The sequence below is a fragment of the Nostoc sp. NMS2 genome (genome assembly GCF_017115105.1).
In the GTDB taxonomy this organism is placed as follows: domain Bacteria; phylum Cyanobacteriota; class Cyanobacteriia; order Cyanobacteriales; family Nostocaceae; genus Nostoc.
Genome location: NZ_JABXKH010000155.1, coordinates 1 through 2,995 on the forward strand (window position 1 = coordinate 1; position 2,995 = coordinate 2,995).

A 2,995-nucleotide genomic window follows, 5' to 3' on the forward strand; every position below is an offset into this window, starting at 1 on the left:
CTTCATCCTCAAGGTAGACTGTACCTGTTGTCAAAATTTGAATTTGGAATTGCTGTTTGGTATCGTTGCTGATCGAGAAATGTCACGCATTGGGTTATCCTGTTGTGTGCGTTCCCGCTTCGGGTTGCCGTAGGCATCGCCTAGCTTGCAGCTATTACCGGGTATCTCTGCATGGCGAAGATTTGGGGAATTGGTCGGAACTTGGGGTGCTGGCAGTGCTTTCGGGGTTACAGCAGGAGTTCTATCGGGGGCGGTTGGTGGGGTCTGGCTGAGAATGGAGTGTCTTGCGGGAGCGGCGAAGTTACAAGGCTTTCCTGACTGGTACGAATTCCCTAACGAAACTGCTACGGCTGGGTCAATTATCGGCTATTCTGTACCACCCAGTTTCGCCGCGCAGTTATTTACTCACATACAGAAACAATTATCAGGAGCATTTTTATGACAAACCGAGAGCAACTCACTTGAAATGTGTTGGTACAGGTAAGGAAGAGGACAACTAACAAGCAGGGGACAGAAAAGAAGAAGCACAGAGGTTATGCGGTGAGAGCGAATTTCCGCCTGCTTTAATGGTTTTCTTTCCTTAGCGACAGTTCACATCTGGGTTCGCAGAATTTTATTAGTGGGATAGATTCATAGCTGCCTTCAGCAAGAACTGCCCTCTGCCTTTCTCAATGAGTTATCTCCAAAAGATTAAAGGTAAGTAATTCGGATTCACTACCAACAGTTTTGAAATCATTTTAGTTAAAATGCCCTAATTAAAGTGCCTAGAGTTGGCGTACCTAAAACTGAAGAGGCTAAATTCCCTGGGATATTCCCATCAATTATCCAGCAGTCAATCCCTAAACTAGAAATAGTCAAAAACTCTTCAACTTTCTTAGCCATCCCGCCAGTAACATCTACTGATTTGCTCTTGCCCAAGAAAGGTTTAATCCGAAAATAGTTAGCTTGAGTAATATTGGAAATTACTAGCCCATCTTGGTCATATACACCTGCATAATTCCCAACATTTATTAGTCTAACTTTAAACTCACCTTGAAGATAGAAGTATTTCGCTAGTTCTGCAAGCATTACATCTGTCGAAAATACAGTACCACCAATAGCTTGATCTAGAACTACATCACCGAAAACTAAAGGAATTAAACCTGCTTTTAGACTACTTTTTATCACACTAAAGTCACTCTTCAATAGTTTTTTGTTGTGAGTGGTTATCATAGTAATAGGTGGCAAACTTACCACTGGCAACCCTGCCTGTAAAAATTTTTTGGCTAGTAGAAAATTTAAATCTAAAGCATCTTGGTGAACTAAGCAGAATCCTAGTTTTTCTTCATCACCGGAAAAACCATTAATTGTATTATATTTATTCGCTGATTGGTGGGCGAAAGAACCAGCACCGTTACCAATAATCAGTTTCAGATTAGGATTTTCATGTTTGATTAGGCTCACTTGCTCAACCAGTTGTGTTATGACTTCTCTTCGAGCAGTATAAGGTTTATCCTTGTCAGTAATTAAGGAACCTCCTAGCTTCACTAATACTAATTCCATAATCAAATATTAAATGAGGAAAGACAAAAACTTATAAGAAACTAATCCTAAACAAAAAAAATCAAAAGTTGATTACAGCTATTTAGCTAAAAGTTTTCAATGACTACAGGCTCAACTGGTTGGGCAATTTCAAAATTGAAAATTCGTGAATAAAAGTAAAGTTCTGCTGACAAAGAACGCTTGATGTTTGCGGCTTTGCGGAAACCATGTTCTTCACCCTCAAAAGCAACATAAGCCACAGGTACACCTTTTGTTCTTAGGGCTGTAACCATTGCTTCAGTTTGATTGGGCGGAACTACTCGATCTTCTAATCCCTGGAAAAAAATCATTGGGCAGTCTAGACGCTCACTAAAGTTAATTGGCGAACGCTGTTGATAAATCTGACGCTGTTGTGGATAAGGGCCAACCAGACCATCCAGGTACCGTGATTCAAACTTATGTGTATCCCGAACTAAAGCTTCCAAGTCACTGACACCAAAATAGCTGGCTCCTGCTTTAAAAGTATCTCGGAAAGTTAAGGCACAAAGCGTTGTGTAACCACCTGCACTCCCGCCGGAAATGGTTAGACGAGCGCCGTCTACATCTCCCCGTGACACTAAGTAACGCGCACCAAAAACACAATCATCCACATCTACAATTCCCCAGTTCCCAGAAAGCCGTTGCCGATACTCCCGCCCGTACCCTGTACTACCACCATAATTTACATCCAAAACCGCTATTCCTCGGCTAGTCCAATACTGAATGTTAAAATTGAGGCTACTAGAAGTTGCTGCGGTGGGGCCACCGTGACTTTTGACAATCAAGGGCGGTTTTTCAGTCTCAGGAGCCGTATAGTCACGGTTTCGAGGTGAGTAGAAAAGGGCGTATGCTGTTTTGCCATCAGATGTTTCGTACTCAATGGTTTCAGGTAAAGAAAGATAACCAGCATCAATAGTTACATCACTAGAAGACCGTAGTACTTCTAGCTCTTTAGTTATCAGATCCAAACGGACAATTGCAGCTAATTGAGTTGGCGAGCTTGCGCGAAAAACTACCTGTTTAGAGGTGGCGTGGAGAGAGCTAATATCTGTGTAGGGCGTATTTATTAGTTCTAAGTGACGTGTTAGTGTATCAAGGCTTGCTAAATACCAAATGCCTTGCTGGGTATAAGTACAAATAATCTGGTTGGCAGACCCAAAAGCATAAGTGGACATCCCAAAATTCCATTGCGGCTGACCAAATTCTGCTTCCATTTGAGTTAGCGCTTCTACATTTTCATCTTGCCAACGATATATATTCCACCAACCTGTACGGTCAGAAACAAAATACAACTTACCATCTGGCGACCACTGTGGCTGAAAAATAGACTCATCTAAATCCCCAGCAATTTTTTGAGTATTTCCCAAAGAACCATCTGCCTAGGCTGTTGACTTTGTGGGTTTTTAAGTGATATTTTTCATACAATAATGATGTC

At 41.7% G+C, this 2,995-nt stretch carries 3 protein-coding genes; 1 reads left to right on the plus strand and 2 read right to left on the minus strand.

Annotated elements, in window-relative coordinates:
- Positions 1-145 precede the first annotated feature (145 nt).
- Entirely contained in the window at positions 146-442 is a 297-nt protein-coding gene (locus tag HWQ36_RS27885; RefSeq protein WP_292708870.1) for a DNA cytosine methyltransferase, read from the plus strand.
- A gap of 299 nt (positions 443-741) precedes the next feature.
- Here HWQ36_RS27885 and HWQ36_RS27890 read toward each other — a convergent pair whose 3' ends face one another.
- Positions 742-1,542 carry an isopentenyl phosphate kinase gene (locus HWQ36_RS27890; RefSeq protein WP_292708872.1) on the minus strand — a complete coding sequence of 267 codons (801 nt, stop codon included), beginning with the start codon at positions 1,540-1,542 and terminating at the stop codon, positions 742-744.
- Positions 1,543-1,628: 86 nt separating this feature from the next.
- Positions 1,629-2,927: a S9 family peptidase gene (locus tag HWQ36_RS27895; protein WP_292708874.1), complete on the minus strand. Its 1,299-nt coding sequence runs from the start codon at positions 2,925-2,927 to the stop codon at positions 1,629-1,631.
- Positions 2,928-2,995: the final 68 nt, after the last annotated feature.

Coding starts and splice junctions, on each gene's coding strand:
- HWQ36_RS27890 (WP_292708872.1), bottom strand. CDS start 1,542: ATGGAATTAGTATTAGTGAAGCTAGGAGGTTCCTTAATTACTGACAAG.